Source organism: Mesorhizobium sp. M0243, assembly GCF_040321775.1.
Lineage (GTDB): Bacteria > Pseudomonadota > Alphaproteobacteria > Rhizobiales > Rhizobiaceae > Mesorhizobium.
The window spans coordinates 255979-280064 of sequence record NZ_JAMYSF010000007.1 but is presented as its reverse complement, the minus strand read 5'-3'; the positions used below and the strand labels follow the sequence as shown (position 1 = coordinate 280064).

Below are 24086 nucleotides of genomic sequence, written 5' to 3'. Positions count from 1 at the left end.
TTCGCCGCCCAACCTGCCGGTTTGTAACCGGCCCGTGAAGACAAAACGCGATGACAATCAAGGAGACCAAGATGTTGCAGCAGCAGAAGATCAGAACCACGGCCGGGCGCGGCCGCCTGTTCGACAGCATTCTCGACACCGTCGGCGACACGCCGGTGGCTCGCATCAACAATCTCGGACCGTCCCACGCGACGATCTACGTCAAGGCCGAGTATTTCAATCCCGGCGCCTCGGTGAAGGACCGGCTGGCGCTCAACATCATCGAGGAGGGCGAGCGCAGCGGTGCGCTGAAGCCGGGCCAGACGGTGGTCGAGGCGACCAGCGGCAACACCGGCATCGGCCTCGCCATGGTCTGCGCGCAAAAGGGCTATCCGCTGGTCGTCACCATGGCCGACAGTTTTTCGGTCGAGCGCCGCAAGCTGATGCGCATGCTGGGCGCCAGGGTGGTGCTGACGCCGCGCGCTGAAAAAGGTTTCGGCATGTACAAGAAGGCGGTGGAACTGGCCGAGGCCAATGGCTGGTTTCTCGCCCGCCAGTTCGAGACGGCCGCCAACGCCGCCATCCACGAGGCGACGACGGCGCGCGAGATCGTCAATGATTTCGCCGGCTCGCGGCTCGATTGCTTCGTCACCGGCTATGGCACCGGCGGCACGGTGGTCGGCGTGGCGCGCGTGCTGCGCCGCGAGCGTCCGGAAACCCGTATCGTGCTGTCCGAGCCGGCCAACGCGCAGCTCATCGGCAGCGGCAAGGTGCAGCAGCGCGGCGCCGATGGTGCCCCGGCCGCCAGCCATCCAGCCTTTGAACCGCACCCGATCCAGGGCTGGACGCCGGATTTCATCCCCAACGTACTGCAGGAGGCGATCGACACCAGCCTCTATGACGAGGTGATGCCGATCGCCGGACCCGAGGGCATCAAATGGGCCAGAGAATTGGCGCGGAAAGAGGGCATCTTCACCGGCATTTCCGGCGGCGCGACCTTCGCCGTGGCACGGCAGGTCGCGGAGAAGGCGCCGGCTGGCGCGGTGATCCTGTGCATGCTGCCCGACACCGGCGAGCGCTACATGTCGACACCGCTGTTCGACGGCATCGAGGCCGAGATGGATGCCGACGAGACCGCCCTGTCGCGCTCGACGCCCGGCTGCCAGTTTCCGGCGGCTTGACGGGAGATCTGGTATGGACGCCGTGCAAGAAAACCTCGGCCTGGTGGCCGAGGAAACGCTCGATCCCCTGGACTGGGCCGATGTGCAGGCCCTGTCGCACCGGGTCATTGACGATGCGGTCGATTATCTCCGCGATGTGCGCGACCGCCCGGTCTGGCGGGAGATGCCGGCCGATGTGAGAGAGGCCTTCTCGGCGCCGCTGCCGCGCTCCCCGGCGTCGCTGGATGCTGTCTATGCCGAGGTGTCCCGCACGGTGATGTCCTATCCGATGGGCAACATCCATCCGCGCTTCTGGTCCTGGTATATGGGGTCGAGCAACTTCACCGGCGCGCTCGGCGATTTCCTGGCGGCTATCCAGGGCTCGAACCTCGGCGGCGGCAACCACGCCGCCGGGCTGATGGACAGCCAGGTGGTCAACTGGTGCAAGGAGATGCTGGGCTTTCCAGCTTCTGCCGGCGGCACGCTGGTCAGCGGCGGCTCGATGGCCAACATCATCGGGCTGACCGTGGCGCGCAACGTCAAGGCCGGCATCGACGTGCGCGAGCACGGTGTCGCCGCCATCGAAAAGCCGCTGCGCTTCTACGGCTCGGAGCAGATCCACTCGTGCCACCGCAAGGCGATGGAGGCACTCGGCCTCGGCAACCGGGCACTGCGCCGCATCCCGACCGATGCCGGGCTGCGCATCGATATCGCTGCCTTGCGTGCGGCGATCACCGAGGACCGCGCCGCAGGGTTCAAGCCGGCCTGCGTCATCGGTACGGCCGGCACGGTCAACACCGGGGCGATCGACGATTTGCAGGCGCTTGCGAAGCTGGCACATGAGGAAGGCCTCTGGTTCCATGTCGACGGCTGCATCGGCGCGCTGATCGCCATTGCGCCTGAAAATGCCCATCGCGTCGCCGGCATCGAACGGGCCGATTCGGTCGCGCTCGATCCCCACAAATGGCTGCACGCGCCGTTCGAAGTCGGCTGCGCCCTGGTCAGGGATGCCGCCGCGCATCGCGGGGCCTTCGCTGTGACGCCGGAATATCTGGAATCGACGCCGCGCGGCCTTGCTTCCGGCGAATGGCTGCACGACTACGGCCTGCAGACATCGCGCGGTTTTCGCGCGCTGAAGGTGTGGATGGCGCTGAAGCAGCATGGCGTCGAAAAATTCGGCCGCCTGATCGACCAGAACATTGCCCAGGCCGTTTATCTTGCCGGCTTGATCGAGGCCGCGCCGCGGTTGCAGCTGGCGGCATCGCCGACCGTCAACATCGTCTGCTTCCGCTATCAGCCCCGTCTGACAGGCGAGGCTCTGAAGGCGCTCAACATGGAGATCATGCTGCGGCTGCAGGAACAGGGCATTGCGGCCCTTTCGGACACCACGGTGCATGGCGAGCACTGGTTGCGCGTGGCGATCACCAACCATCGCACACGGCGCGAGGATCTCGACCTTCTGGTGCATGAAACGGTGCGGCTGGGGCATGACATCGCAACGCAGGGTTCCGCGCCTTCCTAGTTACGGGCAGGCATGCGATTCTGCCGCGATGATTCGGGAGATCCAGGCCGTGACGCTGTTTCGTATGGTTGCACTGGCAGCGCTGGTCTTCACCGCCTCGGCGCAGGCCGCCGACATGGCCTTCTTCGTCAAGAACCTGCGCAAGGAATCTGTCGCGGTCGAGCTGTTCAGCCGCGATCGTGAGACGGTCTGGCCGGGCAATGACAAGGTGTTCCTGATCGAACCCGGGTCGCAGAAATCCGTGCCGCTGTCCTGCAATCAGGGCGAACATATCTGCTATGGCGCCTGGGTTGACGGCAATGACAGCCTCTCGGCCGGCGTCGGGCCGGACAATGACCAGCCCTGCGACACTTGCTGCTTCATCTGCGTGGAACACTCGACCGAGACGATCGATCTGGTGCCGTAGAGCGCGGAAGTTTCGTTGGACCCTAATTAAGTCGGGGATCGGCCCGTCCGGTCCACTTCCGCGGTTCAGCGCTGCATGCAATGGTCGCCCTGCGGCCGGGTGGGCCGCTTATTCGGGGGTTATCATGTTTCATGCCTATGCGCGCCGCATGCTGGCCGCGCTGTCCTTCGTCATGCTGGTTGCGTCGGCGGCGCAAGCCGACGATGTCACCTTCGCCATCAAGAACAGCCACCCGAACGCCATGCGCGTCGAGCTCTACAGCCAGGATCGCGACTATGTCTGGCCGGGCGAGGACAAGGACTATTTCCTCGACGACGGCGAGACCAAGCAGCTGCCGATATCCTGCAACGCGGGCGAAGCGATCTGCTACGGCGCCTGGGTCGATGGCGACGAGGGCACCTATTGGGGCGTCGGTCCCGGCAACACGGAAAAATGCGAGGATTGCTGCTACACCTGTAGCGGCGGCGAGACCGAGGAGATCGAGCTGGTCCCCTGACCGGTTTGCCAGCTTGACGGTCTTCGGGCCGGAGCCATAGCCTGTGCAAATACCCAGCGCGCGCCGCCTCGAACTGTTCAGACGCGACGTGCTTCAGGCAAAAGGAGCCCAGCTATGGCCGGCATGGTCGAAAGCGACAAGATCGACGTCGGGTTTTCCGGCAAGCGCTGCATCCATTCGCGCAACTGCGTGCTCGGCGATCCGCATGTCTTCGTGCCCAACGCGCCGGGCCAATGGATCCATCCCGAGGCGGCCAGCGTCGAGAAGATCGTTGCCATCGCCGAAAGCTGCCCCTCGGGCGCCATCACCTATGTCCGGAAGGATGGCGGGCCGCAGGAGCAATCGCCGGTGGTCAACACGGTGCGGCTGCGGGAAAACGGCCCGCTGGCGGTACACGCCGAGATCGTGCTCGACGGCGAGACTTCTTATCGTGCCACGCTTTGCCGCTGCGGCGCTTCGGAAAACAAGCCGTTTTGCGACGGCAGCCACAACAAGTCCGGTTTTGCCGCCACCGGCGAGCCGCCGCTGAAGGACACGCCGGCGCTCGAAGCGAGGAATGGTCCGCTGAAAGTGACGCCGACCACCAATGGCCCGCTCAAGCTCGAGGGCAATCTCGAGATCGTCACCGGAACCGGCCATACGGTCGACCGTACCCAACGCGCCTTCCTCTGCCGCTGCGGCCATTCCGCCAACAAGCCGTTCTGCGATGGCACGCACAAGAAGGTGGGGTTTGTGGGGTAGCTGTTTTGGCCGGCGGGACAGCACCTGTCCTGCCGGACATCTCCCCCGCAAGGGGGGAGATTGGCAGTTTCCGCCGGCGGCGCCCTTTTCGGCATTGAAGATGGCGAAAGCGGGGATGACATCCGATCTCCCCCCTTGCGGGGGAGATGCCTGGCAGGGCAGAGGGGGGTGCTGTCCCGCCGACCTCGCTTGTTCACCACCACCAACCTACCTACCGTGGCCCAGCGCTCGCGGCTTTATCGTCCGTTCCGTATCGGCTAAGGGCAGGGACAAATAAATTGCCACCCGGACCGCCGCCAAAAAGATGACAGCCAAGACCAAGCCAAAGCCGCTGTTCCTCGGGATCGACACCGGCGGCACCTATACCGACGCCGTGTTGTGGTCTGAGACGGAAGGCCCGCAAGAGGGGCCGAACAAAGGCAAGGTGCTGGCCAAGGCCAAGGCGCTGACCACCAGGCATGATCTTGCCGTGGGTATTTCCGGCGCCGTCGACGCGGTGCTGCAGAAAGCGGGAACCGATCCGGCTGATATCAAGCTGGTGTCGATGTCGACGACGCTTGCCACCAACGCGCTTGTCGAGGGCCAGGGCGGCCGCGTCGCGCTGGTGATGATCGGCTTTTCCGAGGGCGACCTCGCCCGCGACGGGCTGAAGGCCGCGCTCGGCACCGATCCGGTGGTTTTTTGTCCGGGCGGCCACGATGTGCACGGCAATGCCGCCAAGCTCGATCTGTCTGGACTGGAGGCGGCGTTGCCGGAACTCGGCGCCTCGGTGTCCGGCTTTGCCGTCTGCGCCTATTTTGCCACCCGCAATCCGGCGCATGAGATCGCCGCCCGCGAGTTGATCCGCGAAAAGACAGGCCTGCCGGTCACATCGAGCCACGAGCTGTCGGCCAAGCTCGGCGGCCCGCGCCGGGCACTCACCACTCTGCTCAACGCCAGGCTGATCTCAATGATCGACCGGCTGGTGGCGGCAACCGAAGGCTTTCTCCAGGCGCGCAACATTGCAGCCCCGCTGATGGTGGTGCGCGGCGACGGTGCGCTGGTTTCGGCAGCGTTTGCCCGCCAGCGGCCGATCGAGACCATCCTGTCCGGCCCGGCCGCCAGCCTGGTCGGCGCCCGCCACATGACCGGGCTCGACAATGCCATGGTGTCCGATATCGGCGGCACCACCACCGACGTCGCCGTGCTCGATGGCGGCCGTCCCAGGCTCGACCCGGAAGGCGCCACCGTCGGCGGCTTCCGCACCATGGTCGAGGCCGTCGCCATGCGCACCTTCGGCCTCGGCGGCGATTCCGAAGTGGCGCTGGAAGATGGCGCGCTCAACCCGAAGATCCTGCTCGGGCCGCGCCGCCTGGTGCCGTTGGCGCTGGCCGGCATGGCGCACGGTACAGCTGTCACCTCCGAACTCGAACGCCAGCTGCGGGCGCCCAATCCCGGCCGCATGGACGGCCGCTTCGCGGTGCGCACCGGCGTGCCGGACCGGCTCGCCGCCGGCCTGACCGGCGCCGAAGCCAGGCTCTACGAGCTGATCGGTGCCGTGCCGCTCGCCGTCGACAGGCTTTTGAGTTCCAACGCGCAGAACGCGACGCTGAACCGGCTGGTGTCGCGCGGGCTGGTGCATGTCGCCGGCTTCACCCCGTCGGACGCCGCCCATGTGCTGGGCAAGCAGGCGAACTGGGATCCCATCGCCGCGCGCCTCGGCGCCGAACTGTTCGCCCGCAAGCGTGACGGCCGTGGCCAGAACATCGCCGCTTCGCCGGAAGCGATTTCGGAACGGGTGCTGGTGACGCTGACGCGCTGGTCGGCCGAATATATCCTCGAGACCGCCTTTGCCGAGGATGGGCTCGATGGCGCGTCGACGGTGGCGCACGCCCTGGTGCAGCGCGCGGTCGACGCGCATCCCGGCATCGCCCGCCTGAGCGTTGCGCTCGACCGCCCGGTCATCGGCCTCGGCGCCTCGGCGCCGCTGCACTATGCCGGGCTGCCGCCGCTGATCGGCAATGACTGCGTGGTGCCCAGGGATACCGATGTCGCCAACGCGCTCGGCGCCGTCGTCGGCCAGGTCAGGGTATCGGCCGAGGCGCGGGTCAGCCAGCCCATGGAAGGGCTGTTTCGTCTCGCCTCGGGCGAGACTGTGCGCGATTTCCTCGACGAGGCGACGGCGATCGCGGCGGCCGAGGCCGATGTCCGCGCCATCGTCGCGGAGCGCGCCAGGGATGCCGGCACCGACAGCGCCGAGATCGACGTCGCCACCGAATTCCGGGTCTCGACCGTCGAAGCCCAGCGCATGTTCATCGAGGCGCATGTCGTGGCCGTGGCCTCGGGAAGGCCGCGCATTGCGGTTTGAGCGGGGCGGCGAAATACGCCACCTTCACCCTAAGCTGAATTGACCCGGCAAACCTGACATGCCAAAGGCCCGCAAAGCCTTTCATCTGGAGTAGCCTGATGACCGACCGCATCGAGATCGCCGGATTGCGGATTGCCCGCGAGCTGCATGAGTTCGTGGCCAGGGAAGCGCTGCCGGGCACGGAGATCGAAGCGGACGCCTTCTGGAACGGTTTTTCGGCCATCATCCATGATTTGGCGCCGAAGAACCGGGCGCTGCTGGCAGCGCGTGACGCCATCCAGGAACAGGTAGATGGCTGGTATCGCGATCACGGCGCGCCGGTCGACATGGAGGCCTACAAGGGCTTCCTGAAAGAGATCGGCTATATCGTTCTGGAGGGCCCGCCCTTCAGCGTGTCGACCGACAATGTCGACCCCGAAATCGCTGATGTTGCCGGACCGCAGCTGGTCGTGCCGGTGATGAATGCGCGCTATGCGCTCAACGCCGCCAATGCGCGCTGGGGTTCGCTCTACGATGCGCTCTACGGCACCGATGCCATCCCCGAAACGGATGGCGCCGAAAAGGGCAAAGCCTTCAATCCGGCGCGCGGCGCCAAGGTCGTTGCCTGGACGAAGACCTTCCTCGACGAGGCTGCCCCGCTCACCTCGGGCAAATGGGCCGGGGTCAACGGTCTGTCATTGGCGCAAGGCGCCCTGCGGCTAAGCGCCGGCGCCGGCTCGACGACGCTGGCCGACCCCAGGCAATTCGTCGGCTATCGCGGCGATGCCGCCAATCCCGATGCGGTGCTGCTTGTGCGCAACGGCCTGCACATCGAGATCGTGATCGACCGCAACAACCAGATCGGCCGCACCGATCCGGCTGGCATCGCCGATGTCATCCTGGAATCGGCGCTGACCACCATCCAGGACTGCGAGGATTCGGTCGCGGCGGTGGATGCGCCAGACAAGGTCGTCGTCTACCGCAACTGGCTCGGCCTGATGAAGGGCGATCTGACGGAAGAGATCACCAAGGGCGGCAAGAGTTTTGTCCGCAAGCTCAATCCTGACCGCTCCTACACCGCGCCCGCCGGCGGCACGCTGACCGTGCCCGGCCGCTCGCTGATGCTGGTCAGGAATGTCGGCCACCTCATGACCAACCCGGCGATACTGGATCGCGACGGCAACGAGGTTCCGGAAGGCATCATGGATGCGGCGATGACGGCGCTGATCGCGCTGCACGATGTAGGGCCGAACGGCCGCCGCGCCAATTCCCGCGCCGGCTCGATGTATGTCGTGAAGCCCAAGATGCATGGGCCGGAGGAGGTCGCTTTCGCCGTCGAGATATTCGACCGCGTCGAGGCCCTGCTCGGTATGGCCAGGAATACCATCAAGATGGGCATCATGGACGAGGAGCGGCGCACCACCGTCAACCTCAAGGAGGCGATCCGCGCCGCAAAAGAGCGCGTCGTGTTCATCAACACCGGCTTCCTCGACCGCACCGGCGACGAGATACACACCTCGATGGAAGCCGGCCCGATGATCCGCAAGGGCGACATGAAGCAGGCCGCCTGGATTTCCGCTTACGAGGCGTGGAATGTCGACACCGGGCTGGAATGCGGCTTGGCCGGCCACGCCCAGATCGGTAAGGGCATGTGGGCGATGCCGGATTTGATGGCGGCGATGCTGGCCGAGAAGATCGCCCACCCCAAGGCCGGTGCCAACACCGCCTGGGTGCCGTCGCCGACGGCGGCGACGCTGCATGCCACGCACTACCACAAGGTCGATGTCCATGCCGTGCAGGCCGCACTCAAGAACCGGCCCAAGGCAAAGCTCGACGACATCCTGTCGGTGCCGGTCGCGGTGCGGCCGAACTGGTCGCCTGAAGACATCCAGAAGGAACTCGACAACAACGCGCAGGGCATTCTTGGCTATGTCGTGCGCTGGATCGACCAAGGCGTCGGCTGCTCGAAAGTGCCTGACATCAACGATGTCGGCCTGATGGAAGACCGCGCCACGCTGCGTATTTCCTCACAGCATATCGCCAACTGGCTGCACCACGGCGTGTGCAGCGAGGACCAGGTGATGGCGACGATGAAGCGCATGGCTGACATCGTCGACCGCCAGAACGAGGGCGACCCGCTTTACCAGCCGATGGCGGCCGACTTTGACAAGTCGATAGCCTTCCTCGCCGCCTGCGACCTGGTCTTCAAGGGCCGCGTCCAGCCCAACGGCTACACCGAGCCGGTGCTGCACGCGCGGCGGCTGGAACTGAAGGCGCAGCAAGCCTGAGGCAACGGATCGGTTTTGTCGTATTTCGCTCGACGGTGGTGAAATCGCCAGCGGCGTTGAAGGCGCGTCCGTGACTGGTGCGGCGGATGCTATTTGCTTCCGGCCACAGACAAGGCGTCAGGAAGCCGTATGGTCCAGGAGCCGGATGGTGGGATCGCGACGGTGTTCGGAGTTGACCCGATCGACGCCTTCCACCGTAATCGCGATCGTCCCGTTTTCCACTCTTGCTATCCAGCCCTTCGCTTTCAAATACCAGAGATGAAATTCGAGATGCTCTCGCGGACAGCCTGACAAGCGTTCGAGCTCCACATCTCCGATCCCGGGATTGCTGACGTCGTGCCGGCGCTTCGCGTAAAGCAGCGACAGCAGCCTGGCCTGGATCACGACATCCCGCTCGACGCCCTTGGTGCTGCTGGCTTCCTCGGTCAGCTCGCGGCGAAGGCCGGCATGGTCCTTGTACGCGATGTCGTATTGAGCGCGTTTGACCGGATCCTTGAGCGTGTTGTGGGCTTCCACGATTTCACTGAAGCGGGCTTCATCGCCGGTTTCGCGATTGTCGGGATGATAGCGCATCGCAAAATAGCGAAATATGCGCTCCAGCGTTTCCGAATTGGCGTTCGGGCTAACTTCCAAAACTTCGTAGTAGTCAATGAACATAGCGGGCTCCCCGACCGCAACCATATTCGCATTGTCTAAATAAGGAATGTCCAATGCAGAGACCAAGACTTTGGTCCGGCGTCGATGACATCCACGCTTCTGGAAGAGGAAGAAAATGGCCGGCGCCCGCTCGGTGAGGCCGTTGGGTGGTGAGGACGCCGGCCAAGCGGACAATCAGGTCCGCCGCACCGTGGAGATGATCGATTCGCGGAGGCCGGGTTATGGCGTGATCGCGGAATGCAATGTGGCGAGGCCGGCTTGTCGGCGGACCTACGCCGCCTGCGCCATCCGCTCCGAGCTCATGCGGTAGGAGATCGCTTCGGCCAGATGGATTCGGCCGACGGTTTCGCTGGCGTCGAGATCGGCAAGCGTCCGTGCCACCTTCAGCACACGGTGATAGGCCCGCGCCGAAAAGGCGAGCTTTTCGCTGGCGTCCTTGAGCAGCGACAGGCCGGCGGCGTCCGGCATGGCGATCTCCTCGATGACCGAGGGCGCGCAATGCGCGTTGGTGGTGGCGCGGGTGGCGCCGAGCCGCTCGAAACGTTCGCGCTGGATGGTGCGGGCGCGTGCCACACGCAGCGCCACATCGGCACTTTTCTCCGCCCGATCGGGCCGGATCAAGTCGCTGGCCGACACTGCGGGCACTTCGATCCTGAGATCGATGCGGTCGAGCAGCGGACCCGAAATGCGCGCCTGATAGTCGGTGCGGCAACGCTCGCCGCGCAGGCAGCGATAGCCCGGCTCGCCGGCCATGCCGCAACGGCACGGGTTCATCGCCGCCACCAGCTGGATACGCGCCGGATAGGTGACGCGATGGTTGGCCCGCGCGATCATGCAGTCGCCGGTCTCCAGCGGCTGGCGCAGCGCATCGAGCGTCTGCGGCGTGAACTCGGGAAACTCGTCGAGGAACAGCACGCCGTGGTGGGCAAGCGACACCTCACCCGGCCGTGCGCGGATGCCGCCGCCGACCATCGCCGCCATCGAGGCCGAATGATGCGGGGCGCGGAACGGCCGCCGGTCGGTCAGCTTGCCTTCGCCGAGCTCTCCCGCCACCGAGGCGATCATCGAGACTTCGAGCAATTCCTTCGGCGCCAGCGGCGGCAGGATCGACGGCAGCCGCTGCGCCAGCATCGATTTGCCGGATCCAGGCGGTCCGATCATAAGCAGATTATGACCGCCGGCCGCCGCCACCTCCAGCGCCCGCTTGGCGGTCTCCTGGCCCTTGATGTCGGCGAGGTCAGGCAGATCCAGCGCCGCGGCGTGCATACCGGCCTCGGGGCGCGACAGCACCTGCGTGCCACGAAAATGATTGGCGATGGCAATCAGGCTGCGCGGTGCCAGAATGTCGATATCCTTTCCAGCCCAGGCCGCTTCCGGCCCGCATGCGAACGGGCAGATCAGGCCCTTGCCCTCGGCATTGGCGGCGATCGCCGCCGGCAAGGAGCCGGCGACCGCGGCAATCGTGCCGTCGAGTGACAATTCTCCAAGCACGACATAGCCGGCCAGCATGTCGCCCGGAATGGCGCCCAGCGCGGCCATTAGGCCGAGTGCGATCGGCAGGTCGTAGTGGCTGCCTTCCTTCGGCAGGTCGGCCGGCGCCAGATTGACAGTCACCTTCTTCGACGGCATCGACAGGCCGGAAGCATGCAGTGCGGCCTGCACCCGCTCGCGGCTTTCGGCCACCGCCTTGTCGCCCAGGCCGACGATGTGCATGTTGACCTTGCCGGGCGCGATCATCACCTGCACGTCGACCGGCACGGCCTCGATGCCTTGGAAAGCGACCGTGCGAACCCGCGCCACCATTTTTTGTACCCCCGGACAGTAGTTCGCCCATGCCCTGGCGATCAGGGTGTGAGCGAAGTCAAAGAAGACAACCACAGATTTCGGAGTTAAGCAAGAACATTACGAGAACATATAGCTTCACCACGGTGAGGAATTCTGCCGGCAAGGAGCGTCCATAAGCTAGGCTTTGATCGGAAGCTTGAGCGCCCGCTCCGTCAAAGGCTCGCTGGCATCAAAGATGACATACCCGAGCATAGATGGCTAGAATTTGTCGAACAGGCGCTCCACCTTGCGGGCGAACATTTCCCTCTGGTCATCAGAGATGTTTTCGACGGAATATCTCGTCAGGTAGAGGTGCCTCACGTTGCGGCCGCACATAGTCTTGAGACCGCGCAGCAGCACCTTCCTTCCCGGGTTTTGCATGTACAGTTCAGTATACCACCACGGCGACCCGCATGTGGTAACAACGCCCATCCGCCGGATGTTCAATAGCGCCGGCTTGATCACGCCACCGTCTGCCGGCAACTCGTAAGCCACCCCCGGTCGCCAAACTCGATCAAAATAACCCTTCAAGATTGCGGGCATGCCTGACCACCATGTCGGAAAGCAGAAAACGCATGCCTCCGCCCATCTCAACGCGTCGATGTAAACCTGCAAGTCGCTGGGTGCCTGGGCAGGGTCAAAGTGGCCATGTCTTTCTTCGGCATGCATCACGGGATCGAACTTCATCTGATGGAGATCGAAATCAACGACCTCGTCACCCCTGGCTTTGAGGGTCTGAACGACCCGTTTGTGGAGCGCCGCCTGGTAACTGTCGGCTAGTGGATGCGCGTAGACGACATTGATTTTCATGGCGCGGGCCTTCAGGCTTCGAATTACACGCACATATTAGCCGTCGCGCAACCAAGTGGAAACAGCAAGGTCAGTGGCGGGGAGGGAAGCCCATCGCCGGTGTCGATCCGCAGCGGGCTTATACAATCGCCTGATCAAATGAGGAACATTACAAGAATATGCAGCCGCGCCGGTCGCGGCTGGGTTGTGGCCGGTTGCAGAAACCGGAACATGGTTAAGACAAAGTGAAAACGGTTACGTCCGCCGCTTGTCCTCGACCGCGTCCCAGAACAGGCTGGCGATGTCGGCGCCGCCGAAGCGCTTGACCTCGCGCACGCCGGTCGGCGAGGTCACGTTGATCTCGGTCATGTAGTCGCCGATGACGTCGATACCGACCAGGATGAAGCCGCGCTCTTTCAGCGAGGGCCCGATGCGGGCGCAGATCTCGCGTTCGCGCTCCGTCAGTTCGGTCTTTTCGGCGCGGCCGCCGACATGCATGTTGGAGCGGGAATCGTGTTCGGCCGGCACCCGGTTGATGGCGCCGACCGGCTCGCCGTCGATCAGGATGATGCGCTTGTCGCCCTTGCGCACGTCCTTGAGATAGCGCTGCACGATATAGGGTTCGCGGAACATCTGGCCGAACATTTCCAGCAGCGAGGCAAGGTTGCGGTCGGCCTCCAGCATGTGGAAGATACCGGCGCCGCCATTGCCGTACAGCGGCTTGATGATGATGTCGCCGAACTCCTTGCGGAAGGCGGCAACTTCGAGTGGATCCTTGGTGATCAGCGTGTCCGGCATCAGGTCGGCAAATTCGGTGACGAAGATCTTTTCGGGGCTGTTGCGCACCCATGCCGGGTCGTTGACCACGAGCGTCTTCGGATGGATGCGTTCGAGAATGTGCGTGGTGGTGATGTAGTTCATGTCGAAGGGCGGATCCTGGCGCAGCAGGACGACATCCATTTCCGACAGATCGGTGCGCACCTTCTCGCCCAGCGAATAGTGGCTGCCCTTCTCGTCGCGCACCTGCATCTCCTCGATGCGGGCAAACACCTTGCCGTCGCGCAGCGACAGCCGATCCGGCGTGTAGTGGAACAGCTCATGGCCGCGCCGCTGCGCTTCCAGCGACAGCGCGAATGAGGTGTCACCGGCGATCGACACGGTGGAGATGTGGTCCATCTGGACGGCGATTTTCAGCTTCATGGCGGGTCTCCGGCGGCTCGGATGGACGACTGTCTTGCCTGTACAGGCTCACTGCCCGTCTGCCAATCGCGACATTCCTAGGATTGGCATCCGACACCCGAATGCGCTGCTTTCATCGATCCTTCGAAACAGTCGCGGTTGCCCGTGGAAAATCGATCTCGCGATACGTTTCCTAAAGGGTTTGCTGCCAGTCTGAAAATAAATTCCGACGTCACAAAACAGGGACACCGATGCAAACTTCGTTTGGCACCGGTCAGGCAAACAGGGAGAGCACGGATCTGGCATTCACCGATCCGTTGACCGGGCTTGGCAACCATCGCCGCTTCTTCGACAAGGTCGATCGGCTGATCGCCGATCGTGCCGACGATCCCGCGCCCTTTACCGTCGGCATTCTCGACCTCGACGGCTTCAAGCCGATCAACGATCTGTTCGGCCACAAGGCCGGCGACGACATCCTGATCCAGGTCGCGATGCGGCTGCGCGCCTCGATGGACGGCCATTCCACGGTCTGCCGCATCGGCGCCGACGAATTCGCCTTTCTCTATCCCCTGGTGTTCAGCGAGGATGCAGCGGCCGAAAAGTCCCGCATGCTGATCGAGATCCTGTCGGCGCCCTATGATGTCGGCGAACGCACCGCCAGGCTTTCGGCCTCGGTCGGCTGCTCGCTGTTCTATTCGGGCGACGAGACCACCGAGATCCTCATCAACAAGGCCGAGACGGCGCTCTATCACGCCAAGCGTTCCGGCCGTGGCCGCGTCGTCGTCTACACCCGTGAGATGGAAGAAGCGGCCAAGCGCGTCACCCGCATCGAACAGGCGCTGCGCCGGGCTGTCTCGGCCGGCGAGGTGGAGCCGCATTTCCAGCCCATCGTCGACCTCAACACGCGCCGCACCATCGGCTTCGAGACGCTGGCGCGCTGGACGGATCGCGACCTGGGTTCGGTGCCGCCGACCGTCTTCATTCCCATCGCCGAGGAGCGTGGCATCATCGGCCCGTTGTCGCAGCTGGTGCTGCGCAAGGCGACCGAGGCCGCCAGAAGCTGGCCGAAGGATCTGTTCCTGTCCTTCAACCTGTCGCCCTCGCAGCTCGTCGACCAGAACACCGGCCTGCACATACTGGCGATCCTCGATCGCACCGGCTTCGATCCGCGGCGGCTGGAGATCGAGATCACCGAGACCGGCCTGATGAACGACCCGGCCTCTGCGGCGCAGATCGTCGAGGATCTGCGCCGCGTCGGCATCCGCGTCTCGCTCGACGATTTCGGCACCGGCCAGTCCTCGCTCGGCCGTCTGCGCGAATTCCATTTCGACAAGCTCAAGATCGATCGCGCCTTCGTCTCCTCCATTCTCGACGACCGTCCCTCGGAGCACATCATCCGGGCTATTCTCGCAATGTGCGAGGGGCTCGGCATGGACGTCGTCGCCGAAGGCATCGAGCAGGAAGCGCAGGCCGACCGCCTCGTCCAGTTCGGCTGTGCCGGCGGGCAAGGCTATCTGTTCGGCAAGCCCGTCGATGCCGACGCCACGCTCGGCTATCTCCGTGATTCCTTCCGCGGCGCCCTGCGCGCCAAGGCGATCTGACCGGCGATCCCCGTGATCCGCAATCCTGGTGCTGCCGCTGTGCGCATCCGGTGCGGCGCATTGTCGTTTTGTCTGACATAAGCCCAGAAATCCGGTCTTTCGCCCTTGCCCGCGCGCCTTGCGCGGCTAGGATGCGCGCCGGTCACCCTACAGAGCCGCGCGTCCTTTTGGACGCGCAAAGGACGCTGTAGCAATTTACATTTTGCGCATGATCCCTTTCCGAAAATCGATCCGATTTTCGGGGTCATGCGCTGGGAGACAGGAACGATGATGCCATCGGCGCATTTTGCCGACCTCGAAGGAGCCTCGGTGCTGATCACCGGCGGCGGTTCCGGAATAGGTGCTGCACTGACCGAGGGGTTTGTGCGCCAGGGCGCCAATGTCGCCTTCATCGACATCGCCGACGGCCCAAGCACGGCCCTCGCCGACCGCATCGAGAAGGCGTTCGGCAAGCGGCCGCTCTATCTCAAGACCGATTTGCGCGACGTCGAGGCTCTGCGTGCGTCCGCCGCGAAGGCCGCCGAGGCGCATGGCGATGTCACCGTGCTGGTCAACAATGCCGCCTGGGATGAACGCCACGCCGTCGAGGATGTGACGGTCGAGTTCTGGGACAACAACCAAGCCATCAATCTGCGGCCGCATTTCTTCACCGCGCAAGCGGTGGCGCCGGGCATGAAGCGGGCCGGCGGCGGTTCGATCATCAACTTCACCTCGACATCCTATCTCATCAACCACCCTGACATGCCATCCTACACGGCCGCCAAGGCCGGTATCCTCGGCCTGACCAAGGGGCTGGCCGGCAAGCTCGGTGTCGACGGCATCCGCGTCAACGCCATTGCGCCTGGCTGGGTGATCACCGAGCGGCAGAAGGAGCTCTGGGTGACCGAACAGGGGCTTGCCGCCCATGTCGCCAAGCAATGTATCAAGCAGGTGATGCAGCCCGACGACATCGTCGGCACCGTGCTGTTCCTCGCTTCGGATTCGTCGCGCATGCTGACCGCGCAGATGCTGGTCGTCGATGGAGGTTTCCTGTGAGCCAAGGGTTTGCCGGCAACGCACCGGCGGTCGCCGCCGTCGACTGGGGCACGACCCGCATGCGGGTTTGGCTGATCGACGGGCAAGGCAAGGTGCTTGCCGAACGCCGTGGCGATGATGGCCTGATCACGGCGCAGCAGAAGGGCTTTTCGACCATTCTCGAAGGACATCTGGCAGCCATGGGAGCGCCGCAAGCGTTGCCCGTCATCATCTGCGGCATGGCCGGATCCCGCCAGGGCTGGCTCGAAGCGCCCTATGTCACCGTGCCGGCGCCGCTTAGCGCCATCCTTGCTGGTGCCGCCAGCGTGCCCGGCCAGAGCCGCGACATCCGCATCGTTCCGGGTCTTGCCCAGCGGCTGACCGATACGCCCGACGTCATGCGCGGCGAGGAAACCCAGCTCGCCGGCGCCGGCCTGCCGGCCAGGGGGCGCCAGCTGGTCTGCATGCCCGGTACCCATTCGAAATGGGTGCTGATAGAGGATGGCGCGGTTGCCGGCTTCGGCACCTGGCCGACCGGTGAGCTGTTTTCCGTGCTTGCCGCGCATTCGATCCTGCGCCATTCGCTCGGCGAACATCCGAAGCCCGTCACATCGGACAATCCGTTCTTCCGCCGCTGGTGCGAAACCGCATTGGGTGAAGGCGGCGATGTCACCTCGCGGCTGTTTTCCATCCGCGCCGCCGGCCTGCTGCAGGACTTGAAAGCCGACGATGCCGCCGCCTGCCTGTCCGGCCTTCTGATCGGCGGCGAGATCGCCTCCGCCAGCCGCCGGCATGGCGCCGGCGCCGAACCCGTGGTGCTGATTGCGTCCGGCGCGCTGGAAACGCTGTACAGCGAGGCACTTGGCCTTGCCGGCCTCGAGGTTCGGGCCGTCGACGCCGACGAGGCTGTGCGTGCAGGTCTCGTCGAGGCGGCGCGTGAGAACGGCATGATCGCTAGAATTGGAGCAGCCCGATGAGCCAGACCGCACCGTTTCCAAAACTCAAGCGCGGGCTGGTCGCCATCCTTCGCGGGCTCAAGCCCACCGAGGCGATGGCCATGGGCCAGGCGCTGTTCGACGCCGGCATCGAGGCGATCGAAGTGCCGCTGAACTCACCGCAACCGTTCTCGTCGATCGCCCGCATCGTCCAAGTGCTGCCGAAAACGGCGCTGGTCGGCGCCGGCACAGTGCTGACGCCAGCCGATGTCGATGGTCTGCACAAGGCGGGCGGGCGGCTGCTGGTCAGTCCCAACATCGATGCCGAGGTCATGGCGCGCGCCATGCATTACGGCATGGTGACGATGCCCGGCGTGTTCACGCCGACCGAAGCCTTGCTGGCGATCAAGCTCGGCGCCTCAGCCCTGAAATTTTTCCCGGCGAGCGTGCTGGGTGCCGGCGGCATTTCAGCGATGCGCGCTGTGTTGCCGGCGCAGACGCTGGTCGGTGCCGTCGGCGGCGTCTCCGAAAAAGATTTTGCCGGCTACAAGGCGGCCGGCGTTACCGCCTTTGGACTGGGATCCAGCCTGTTCAAGCCGGGCATGAGCGTCGACGAGGTGGCCGCGCGGGCCGAGGCGGCGGTGACAGCCTGGGATGCGGCGTTCGGAGAAGCAGGATGAGCGAAGCGATCGTTTCGGTTTTTTCCGACCACGTCTGCCAGCTCGGCGAAGGGCCGAGCTACGATCCCGCCACCGATACGCTGTATTGGTTCGACATCGTCAACAGCCAGCTCCTGGAAAAGCGGCTGTCCGGCGGCGCGACCACCGTCCATGAGCTTGGCCAGATGGCGAGCGCCATCGCCGTCATCGACGACAAGCGCCAGCTTATCGCCGCCGAGACCGGCCTTTATGTGCGCGACGTCGCGACCGGCAAACTGACGCTGCACACGCCTGTCGAGGCCGGCAATCCGGTTACGCGCTCCAACGATTCCCGGGTCCACCCCTGCGGCGCCTTGTGGATGGGCACCATGGGCAAGGGCGAGGAAAAGGGTGCGGGTTCGATCTACTGGTTTTTCAGAGGCGAACTGCGCCGGCTGTTTTCGGACATCACCGTCTCCAATTCGATCTGTTTTACCGAGGATGGCGCAATCGCCTACTACACCGACACCTCGACCGGGCTGCTGATGCGCGTCGCCTGCGACCCGGCGACCGGCCTGCCTGCCGGTGAGCCAAAGCTGTTCGTCGATCACCGCTCGGCCAAGGGCTATATTGACGGATCCGTGCTCGACCGCGACGGCATCCTGTGGAACGCCGTCTGGGGCGGCAGCGTCATCGAAGCCTACGGACCCGACGGCAAGCTCGTCCGCACGGTCGCCATGCCGGTGACGCAACCGTCCTGCCCGGCCTTTGTCGGCGCCAAGGCCGACCGGCTGGCGGTCACCTCCGCCTGGTCGGGCAAGGATGAGAAGCAGCGTCTGCTGGATCTGCAGGGCGGCATGACCTTTCTGCTCGACATTCCCGTCAACGGCCGCTTCGAGCCGCGCGTGCTGATCGCCTGAGCGAACTGGATTCTGCGGTTGGACGGTGCGTTGTCACGCAACCGCCCGCGCCATGTCGGTTTCACGAGAGCCTGACGCCTTGACCATGCGATGGTAGGCAATCCTACTGCCGGGGATCGTCATCTCATGCCCAGCCGCAAGCCGAAACTGATCCTCGTCCATGAGCCGGAAAAGGCCTGCCTGGACCGTCTGGTCGCCGACGGTCATGCACCGCAGCGCGCCGGCGAAATCGCGTCCTATCTGGCGCAGTCGACCGACCTCGCCCCCGAATTCGACGTGCTTGGCCGTGCCTGCCAGGCACACGGCCTGTCGTTCAGGCCGGTGGCGCTGGACGAGGCCACCGGCGTGCTCGCCGGCGAGCATCCCAGCACAACGCTGGTCTGGACGCTGACCGACGGCATCGCCTATTTTCGCGGCGGCGCGGCGCCCGCTCTGGCGCGATTGGGCGGTTTCAAGACGATCGGCGCAGATGATGCGCTGTTCGCGCTCTGCCAGGACAAGTTCCGCTCCGGCGCCGTGCTCGGCGCACTCGGCCTGCCGGTGCCGCAGGCCGGGCTTGCGCGCGACGGCCAATGGCTGGTCGAGCCGCCGGCCTCGCCCGCCGGCTGGTTCGTCAAGCCCAACCGGCTCGGCGCCAAGATCGGCATCTGGCCGGATTCGCGCTGTTGCGATCTCGCCCACGCTTTGGAACTCAGCCGGCGCGTCTTTTCGGCCTATCGCGACGATGTCGTCGTCCAGCCCTATGTCGCCGGCCGCAACGTGCGCGCCAGTTTCCTCGGCCTGGTGCCAGGCGCCGGGGTCGAAGCGCTTGGCGTGGCTTTTGTCGATTCAGGCGCCGATTTCCAGACCATGGCGGACAGCCTGGCGCTCTACGGCGACACCGGCGAGGCAGCGAAGGCGGAGGGACATTACGCCGAACCGGAGCTCGTTGCGGTTGCCGACAGCCAGCCGGCCGCCGACGCCACGATACGTGCGATCGCCGGGCGGCTGATGAGCGGGCTCGGCCTGCGCGATGTGTTTTCCATCGATCTCAGGGTCGAGGCCGACGACACCGTCCACCTCATCGAGTTCGAGGTTTGCCCCGGCCTGCCCTGCTTCGATTTTCGCGCCTATTGCCGCCAGCAATGGGGCCTCGATCTGGCCGACGCCATGGCCGAAACTGCGGCCAGCCGGCTGACCGGTGTCGACCGATAGCTGTGCGCCTTGTGTCGGCGGGCTAACCAGCAGACGCTACCCGCCAGGCATTCGCTCGGCCGCCTGCAAGGACGGATCCATCTTGTCCCAGGCATGGCCGTGGCTCGTGTAGGTCACCATCTGCGGGCTGAACTGTTCCGGATCGTCGAGGCTGGCCGCGTGGACCGCTATGAATTCCGGCATGGCGACGGATATCAAAAAGACCGGCGTTCCGCAGGTTGGACAGAAGGTGTGGATTTTTTCATTGCCGCTGGCGCCCGCCACGCGCCAGGTGCTCACCTCCCCGGTAATTGCCATATCGGTGCGCTGGCCGAAGGTCAGGTAGGATCCGTGGCCGGTGCCTGAGCGCTTCTGGCAATCGCTGCACTGGCAGTGGTTCTGGAAGATCGGCTCGTCATTGGTTTCGTAACGGATCGCGCCGCATGCGCAGCCGCCGGTATAGCGTTTGGTCATCGTTATTCTCCCGCGGCGATCAGGGCTGATTTCGGCTTGGCGAAAATGTCGATGCCGCTGCCGGTTTCGAGGAAGGATTTCATGCTCGACAGCACCGCCGGCCAGCCCTGGCTGACGCCTTTCGCCATGCCGCTACCGGCTTCGAGTTCGTCATGGCTGACGGTCAGCCGCACCATGGTGTCGTATTCCTCGATGGCGAACGTCACCCGGCTCGTTTTTGACGGATCGTCGGCCTGCGAAGCGTTCGCCCAGGTGATGACGAGGCGGGTCGGCGGCGAAACCTCGACGACATTGCCGACGAGTTCGACGGTCCGTTCGTCATTGGCGCGGATATGCTCCCATTTCGAGCCCGGCGTCCATTCGGAGACGTTCTCGTGACCCCAGTAGCGCTTTGCGACATCGGGCTTGATTATGGCCTCGAACACCTTCTGCGGCGTCGAGCGGATATAGGTCACGTAGACAAAGCTGGTCGTTTCCCTGGTCATTGGTCTTCTCCTTCGAGTTCTTGCTTCAGGTCGTGCAGCAGGCTGAGCCGCTGCCGTTCGAATTTCCGTACCCAGCGCTCGTAGACTTCGTGCAAGGGCACGGGATTGATGAAATGCAGCTTTTCGCGGCCGCGCTTGACCGTGCTCACCAGATTGGCCGCCTCCAGCAGATCGAGGTGCTGGGTGGCGGATTGCCTGGCCATGTCCAGGTTTTCGCAAAGCTGACCGAGCGTCTGCCCGTTCTGCTGGCACAGAAGGTCAAGCAGCCTTCTGCGTGTCGGGTCGCCCAGCGCTTTGAAAACCTTGTCGGCGTCCATCTGCCTCACTCTGTTGTAAGGCATAATATGCAGGTAAATACCTGCATGTCAACCTACAGTTCGCCCCGCATCGCAAGACTGGATGCGGCTATTCGGACTCGGACGTTGATTGCGCGATGGGCCGCCCCGGCCATGTACCTGATGTCGGAGCCCTGCTTAGCGGCGCCAAACTGCGGACGTAAACCTGCAGGATTTCGTCTGAAGTCCTGCTACTAGCGCTGCAGCAGGGATTTGACAGGATGCCTATCGACGGCCGAGATTTCATCGTTCGTTGGTGGACCATCCTAAGCGTTCGAGATTGGCCGAAGCCTCCCAACTTCGTCATCCTAGGGCGAAGCAGGAGCGAAGCTCCGTCGCGGAGACTCTGGGATCCATGCCGCGACCTTGGCCGAAGAATGCAGCGGAGCAGAATTCTACACCGCTGCAACGCTTTGAAGTCGCGGCATGGATCCTCGGGTCTGCGCTGCGTCGCTACGCTCCTTGCTTCGCCCGTGGATGACGAAGGCGCTGGGCGTTTGCGGCAATCGCCAAGGTATGCCGTCCGTCACACCCGCGATTCGTCAAAACTGCTCGAGGCGGATTTTAGGCGCCCTCGACCAGAACGATCTCGCCGTCGGCGACCTTCTGACGGATGGCGACGGCGCGCTGGTATTCCGGCGAATGGTAGCAATCATGCGCGGCGGCGAGCGATTCGAACTCTATGATGACATTGCGTGCCCGGCCGGGGCCTTCGGCCTTTTCATGCTCTCCGCCGCGCGCCAGGAACTTCGCGCCGAAGCGCTCGAAGGCAGGCTTGGCGGCGGCGACGTAGTCCTTGTAGCCTTCCGCGTCGCGCACATCGACACGGGCGATCCAGTATCCCTTGGGCATTTTCTTGGTCTCCGAACTTGTTCTTGGAAATCTCAGGCCGAGCGCATCTCGTCGAGGATGGCTTCGGCCGCTTCCCGTTTGTTGGCCGCAGCAATGATAGGCCTGCCGACGACGAGATGGCTGGCGCCGTTGCGGATCGCCTGGCCCGGCGTCACCACGCGCTTCTGGTCGCCATGATCGCTGCCCGCCGGCCGGATGCCGGGCGTCACCACCGCCATGTCGGGGCCGACGATGCGGCGCACCGCTTCGGCTTCCGCGGCCGAGCAGACGATGCCCCCCATGCCGGCATGCAGCGCCTGTTCCGAGCGCCGCAGCACCAGCGTATGCGGGTCGTACTCATAGCCGACGTCGATCATGTCCTGCTCGTCCATCGAGGTCAGCACGCTGACGGCAAGCAGGCAAAGATTGCTGCCGCGCGCTGCTTCCACCGCCGCCGCCATCGCTTTGGGATAGGCGTGGATGGTCAGCATGGTCATGCCCATCTTGACGATGTTCTCGACGCCCTTGGCCACCGTGTGGTCGATGTCGAGCAGCTTCATGTCGAGGAAAACCTTGGTGCCGCCGCTGGCCAGTTCCCTGGCGAAATCGAGCCCGCCGGCGAAGGCAAGCTGGTAGCCGATCTTGTAGAAGGAGACGACGCTGTCGAGTTCGCGCACCGCCTGCTCGGCCTCCCTCACGGTCGGGACATCGAGGCCGACTATCAGTCTTTCCTGCATGGATCGTGCCTGTATGGATTGTGCCTGCATCGTCGTTGCGATCACGCCTCGATCCGGGTGGACAGCATGCGCGAGGTTTCGATCAGGGTGCGGCATAGGTGCTCCATCGATTTGTGCAGTCTTTCGTCACGGAAGTTTCCATCCTCGTCGAAGGCGCCGCCGCCGTCGGGCACCGAGCATTCCGGCGTCACCACCTCCATCTGGCAGCGCACCAGCACCGCGCGCAGATGGTTGATGCAGCGGATGCCGGCAAAGTGCCCGCTGGAGGACGAACAGAGGCCGGCGACCTTGCCGGCCAGCGGCCTCACCGGCCGGCCGCCATCCCTGCGCACCCGGCTCACCCAGTCGATCGTGTTCTTGAGCAGCGGCGGAATGGAGCCATTATATTCGGGCGTGGCGATCAGCAGCCCGTCATGGGCGATCACCAGACGGCCAAGTTTCTGGGCGTTTTCAGGAACGCCTTTTTCCTTTTCCAAATCCTCGTCCATGATCGGCAGGGGGTAGTCGGCAAGCGAGATGCGGGTCACCTCGGCGCCCTGCATGGCGAGTTCCTTCTGCGCCACGTCGGCGGTCCTGCCGCTATAGGCGCCGCTGCGAACCGAGCCGGCGAAGACGAGGATTTTCGGGATCACTGCCATTGGCCACCCTTGTTCCCGGACAGGTACAGCCAAGGATCGAGCAAATCAACGCCAACTTCGTCATCCTTGGGCGAAGCAGGAGCGAAGCTCCGTCGTGGAGACCCTGGAATCCATTCCGTGACAGCTATCCAGGAGTGCAGCGGAACAGAATTCTGCGCCGTAGCGGCGCTCGGAAGTCGCGGCATGGATCCTCGGGTCTGCGCTGCGTCGCTGCGCTCCTTGCTCCGCCCGTGGATGACGAAGCGAGGGACGTTCCCGCCATCGCCAAGGTATGCGGTGAGCACTGGCGATCCGCGAACAACCCTGCGCCGAGAAATTAATGCGCTTCGCGGCGGTAGATCCACAGCTGGGTCGGCGGGATGTTGCGGAGGATGAAATCGAAATGCTTGACCGTATAATTGCCACGGCCGGCCGGGATCGGCGACATCGGGCCGTAGGTCAGCTGCACGATCGGCCGTCCGGCCGGGATGCGGTCGAGCAGGCTTTCGATATAGGCAATGCGCTGGGCGACCGGGAAGTTGAGCAGCGGCACGCCGGAAACGACGGAATCGAAGATCATCCCGCTCTTGTCGCCAAGCGTGGCGTTGAGGTTGAAGGCGTCGCCCTCGATGACGTTGACGCCGGGATAGAGTCGCCGCAGGTGACGGACGAAATCCGTGGAATACTCGACCGCGTAGAGGTTCTCGGGCCGCACGCCCTGGGCGAGGATGGCGCGGGTGATGACGCCGGTACCGGGACCGACCTCGAGCACCGGCAGGCCGGATTTAGGATTGACGATCGACGCCATCTTGCGCGCGGTGACCGAACTGGTCGGCACGATCGAACCAACCGCCTTCGGCTTGTCGATCCAGCCCTTGAAGAATTTGAGTTCGTCGTCGAACTTTTCGACAAGCGCCTTCCGCAGTCCAGGGCCACGTGTCATGCAAGCTCTCCTCAGC

At 64.3% G+C, this 24086-nt stretch carries 24 protein-coding genes; 13 read left to right on the top strand and 11 right to left on the bottom strand.

The window, feature by feature from the left end:
- Positions 1-71 precede the first annotated feature (71 nt).
- The 7 genes from NKJ11_RS12475 to NKJ11_RS12445 all read left to right on the top strand — a co-directional run bounded on the left by NKJ11_RS12475 (position 72) and on the right by NKJ11_RS12445 (position 8918).
- The gene (locus NKJ11_RS12475) at positions 72-1160 is read left to right on the top strand and encodes a PLP-dependent cysteine synthase family protein (protein WP_352793445.1); all 1089 of its coding nucleotides are present in this window, start codon (positions 72-74) and stop codon (positions 1158-1160) included.
- A gap of 13 nt (positions 1161-1173) precedes the next feature.
- Positions 1174-2661: a pyridoxal phosphate-dependent decarboxylase family protein gene (locus NKJ11_RS12470; protein WP_352793430.1), complete on the top strand. Its 1488-nt coding sequence runs from the start codon at positions 1174-1176 to the stop codon at positions 2659-2661.
- A 49-nt stretch (positions 2662-2710) separates the two neighbouring features.
- On the top strand, positions 2711-3067 hold the full coding sequence (locus NKJ11_RS12465; RefSeq protein WP_352442631.1) for a hypothetical protein: 357 nt from the start codon (positions 2711-2713) through the stop codon (positions 3065-3067).
- 124 nt (positions 3068-3191) lie between these two features.
- Positions 3192-3563 (top strand): hypothetical protein, encoded by a 372-nt coding sequence (locus NKJ11_RS12460; protein WP_352442630.1) that lies wholly within the window; start codon positions 3192-3194, stop codon positions 3561-3563.
- A 114-nt stretch (positions 3564-3677) separates the two neighbouring features.
- Positions 3678-4304, top strand: a complete 627-nt coding sequence (locus tag NKJ11_RS12455) for a CDGSH iron-sulfur domain-containing protein (protein ID WP_352673170.1) — start codon at positions 3678-3680, stop codon at positions 4302-4304.
- 304 nt (positions 4305-4608) lie between these two features.
- Positions 4609-6651 (top strand): hydantoinase/oxoprolinase N-terminal domain-containing protein, encoded by a 2043-nt coding sequence (locus NKJ11_RS12450; RefSeq protein WP_352793429.1) that lies wholly within the window; start codon positions 4609-4611, stop codon positions 6649-6651.
- Between the two features lie 98 nt (positions 6652-6749).
- Complete coding sequence (locus NKJ11_RS12445) at positions 6750-8918, top strand: malate synthase G (protein ID WP_352793428.1); 2169 nt, start codon at positions 6750-6752, stop codon at positions 8916-8918.
- 117 nt (positions 8919-9035) lie between these two features.
- On the opposite strand, the gene NKJ11_RS12440 is transcribed toward NKJ11_RS12445, so the two are convergent.
- The 4 genes from NKJ11_RS12440 to gshB form a co-directional block, all read right to left on the bottom strand.
- Positions 9036-9575 carry a DnaJ domain-containing protein gene (locus tag NKJ11_RS12440; protein ID WP_127296986.1) on the bottom strand — a complete coding sequence of 180 codons (540 nt, stop codon included), beginning with the start codon at positions 9573-9575 and terminating at the stop codon, positions 9036-9038.
- 270 nt (positions 9576-9845) lie between these two features.
- Positions 9846-11378: a YifB family Mg chelatase-like AAA ATPase gene (locus tag NKJ11_RS12435; protein WP_127296985.1), complete on the bottom strand. Its 1533-nt coding sequence runs from the start codon at positions 11376-11378 to the stop codon at positions 9846-9848.
- 240 nt (positions 11379-11618) lie between these two features.
- On the bottom strand, positions 11619-12209 hold the full coding sequence (locus NKJ11_RS12430; RefSeq protein ID WP_128305158.1) for an NAD(P)H-dependent oxidoreductase: 591 nt from the start codon (positions 12207-12209) through the stop codon (positions 11619-11621).
- 234 nt (positions 12210-12443) lie between these two features.
- Entirely contained in the window at positions 12444-13388 is a 945-nt protein-coding gene (gene gshB / locus NKJ11_RS12425; RefSeq protein WP_352442625.1) for a glutathione synthase, read from the bottom strand.
- 230 nt (positions 13389-13618) lie between these two features.
- Here gshB and NKJ11_RS12420 point away from each other — a divergent pair, with 230 nt between their 5' ends.
- The 6 genes from NKJ11_RS12420 to NKJ11_RS12395 all read left to right on the top strand — a co-directional run bounded on the left by NKJ11_RS12420 (position 13619) and on the right by NKJ11_RS12395 (position 19669).
- Positions 13619-14968, top strand: coding sequence for a putative bifunctional diguanylate cyclase/phosphodiesterase (locus tag NKJ11_RS12420; RefSeq protein WP_023814197.1), 1350 nt, complete (start codon positions 13619-13621; stop codon positions 14966-14968).
- Between the two features lie 267 nt (positions 14969-15235).
- On the top strand, positions 15236-16003 hold the full coding sequence (locus NKJ11_RS12415) for an SDR family NAD(P)-dependent oxidoreductase (RefSeq protein WP_352611533.1): 768 nt from the start codon (positions 15236-15238) through the stop codon (positions 16001-16003).
- Positions 16000-16959 carry a 2-dehydro-3-deoxygalactonokinase gene (locus NKJ11_RS12410; protein WP_352611532.1) on the top strand — a complete coding sequence of 320 codons (960 nt, stop codon included), beginning with the start codon at positions 16000-16002 and terminating at the stop codon, positions 16957-16959. The genes NKJ11_RS12415 and NKJ11_RS12410 overlap by 4 nt, the downstream gene beginning before the upstream one ends.
- On the top strand, positions 16956-17597 hold the full coding sequence (locus tag NKJ11_RS12405) for a 2-dehydro-3-deoxy-6-phosphogalactonate aldolase (protein WP_352442623.1): 642 nt from the start codon (positions 16956-16958) through the stop codon (positions 17595-17597). The genes NKJ11_RS12410 and NKJ11_RS12405 overlap by 4 nt, the downstream gene beginning before the upstream one ends.
- Positions 17594-18475, top strand: a complete 882-nt coding sequence (locus NKJ11_RS12400; protein WP_352673151.1) for an SMP-30/gluconolactonase/LRE family protein — start codon at positions 17594-17596, stop codon at positions 18473-18475. Before NKJ11_RS12405 ends, NKJ11_RS12400 begins: the two co-directional genes overlap by 4 nt.
- A gap of 126 nt (positions 18476-18601) precedes the next feature.
- The gene (locus NKJ11_RS12395) at positions 18602-19669 is read left to right on the top strand and encodes a D-alanine--D-alanine ligase family protein (RefSeq protein WP_352793426.1); all 1068 of its coding nucleotides are present in this window, start codon (positions 18602-18604) and stop codon (positions 19667-19669) included.
- A gap of 36 nt (positions 19670-19705) precedes the next feature.
- Here NKJ11_RS12395 and NKJ11_RS12390 read toward each other — a convergent pair whose 3' ends face one another.
- The 7 genes from NKJ11_RS12390 to pmtA form a co-directional block, all read right to left on the bottom strand.
- A complete protein-coding gene (locus NKJ11_RS12390) occupies positions 19706-20122 on the bottom strand; it encodes a GFA family protein (RefSeq protein WP_128305150.1) in 417 nt (138 codons plus the stop codon).
- A 2-nt stretch (positions 20123-20124) separates the two neighbouring features.
- Positions 20125-20607 carry an SRPBCC family protein gene (locus tag NKJ11_RS12385; RefSeq protein ID WP_128305149.1) on the bottom strand — a complete coding sequence of 161 codons (483 nt, stop codon included), beginning with the start codon at positions 20605-20607 and terminating at the stop codon, positions 20125-20127.
- On the bottom strand, positions 20604-20924 hold the full coding sequence (locus NKJ11_RS12380) for an ArsR/SmtB family transcription factor (protein WP_128305148.1): 321 nt from the start codon (positions 20922-20924) through the stop codon (positions 20604-20606). The genes NKJ11_RS12385 and NKJ11_RS12380 overlap by 4 nt, the downstream gene beginning before the upstream one ends.
- Before the next feature lie 582 nt (positions 20925-21506).
- Positions 21507-21794 carry a DUF1330 domain-containing protein gene (locus NKJ11_RS12375; RefSeq protein ID WP_023762651.1) on the bottom strand — a complete coding sequence of 96 codons (288 nt, stop codon included), beginning with the start codon at positions 21792-21794 and terminating at the stop codon, positions 21507-21509.
- A 32-nt stretch (positions 21795-21826) separates the two neighbouring features.
- Positions 21827-22540 carry an orotidine-5'-phosphate decarboxylase gene (gene pyrF / locus NKJ11_RS12370; protein ID WP_352793443.1) on the bottom strand — a complete coding sequence of 238 codons (714 nt, stop codon included), beginning with the start codon at positions 22538-22540 and terminating at the stop codon, positions 21827-21829.
- Positions 22541-22551: 11 nt separating this feature from the next.
- Positions 22552-23148 carry an NADPH-dependent FMN reductase gene (locus NKJ11_RS12365; RefSeq protein WP_023814188.1) on the bottom strand — a complete coding sequence of 199 codons (597 nt, stop codon included), beginning with the start codon at positions 23146-23148 and terminating at the stop codon, positions 22552-22554.
- A 316-nt stretch (positions 23149-23464) separates the two neighbouring features.
- Positions 23465-24070, bottom strand: coding sequence for a phospholipid N-methyltransferase PmtA (gene pmtA, locus NKJ11_RS12360; RefSeq protein ID WP_128305147.1), 606 nt, complete (start codon positions 24068-24070; stop codon positions 23465-23467).
- Between the last annotated feature and the right edge of the window lie 16 nt (positions 24071-24086).